The organism is Vibrio sp. 1249-1 (assembly GCF_033340495.1).
Map to the genome: position 1 here is coordinate 1 of NZ_JAWOWJ010000111.1, position 1,120 is coordinate 1,120.

Below are 1,120 nucleotides of genomic sequence, written 5' to 3' on the forward strand. Positions count from 1 at the left end.
TTTGGCGTTGAGTTTGGCGACACCTGCGCGGAATTGCCATGCAATTGCGCTACTCGGTCGATGACCGATTCTGGTTTTGCAGATGCCGCTTTAGGCTTTTTTGTGCCACCATTTTGCGTTGTGTTTTGCTGTAAGCCCTGCTTACGCTGCGAACGTAGCTGATGACGTAAGCCTGCCGCACCCATTCTTGATGGCGCAGGCGCGCTTTCTTGCTGAGGTTGAGCCTCTGGCGCTGGGTTTTCGCTCATTGGCGGAGCCATGTCGTACTGAGGAGGCGACACATCATAACCACCAGTCTGATAGTCTGGCTGATATTGTGGCTCTTCATTCATTGACGCAGGCTGATTCACTGACGGACGAACGGGCTGCGAAACAGATTGTTGCGCTTGCACTGGATTTGGGCGCGACTGCTGTTGTGCTACCGGAGCCTGATGTGCTGGCGCTGAATTCGTTAGACTCGCATTTGGCATCTGACTCAACTGAGGTTGAGATCCTGCGGTAACGATATTTGCACCGTTATTCGCTGATGGACGAAAAGCCAACATACGCAAGACGATCATCTCCATACCAACACGGCCATTTGGAGACAGCGTCAGATCTTCACGACCTTTTAGCGCGATTTGATAGTAAAGCTGCACATCTTGTGGACTGAGCGCTTTACTTAATAATTCGATTTTTTCTGAATCAGGTTGGGCTCGGTCTAGTGACGCAGGCAGTGCTTGATACATAGCGATGCGATGTAACTGCGTCGCGATTTGTTGCAATAAACCGTCCCACTCAACACCATTCGCCGCCAATTGGTGGATTTTATCCATGGCTTGTTGAGGTTGTTTACTGCTGATCGACTCAAGCAAGTGAATCGCTTGATCCGTATCGATGGTTCCCAGCATGTGGCTAACGATGTCGGTTTGCACCGCACCATTGCCTAAAGCAATCGCTTGGTCGGTCAAACTCAGCGCATCACGCATACTGCCATCAGCGGCATGAGAGATCATGCCAAGCGCTTTGGGCTCTGCTGAAACCTGCTCTTGACCCAAAATGTAGTCAAGTTGCTGATGAATATCATCAACGCTGATCGGTTTGAGATGGAACTGTAGACAACGCGACAATATAGTAACTG

Annotated in this window: 1 pseudogene; it reads right to left on the minus strand. The window is 50.3% G+C overall.

What is annotated here, in order from left to right:
• Positions 1-1,120 (minus strand): annotated as a pseudogene (locus tag R7Z50_RS24620) (DNA polymerase III subunit gamma/tau); the annotation flags it as partial.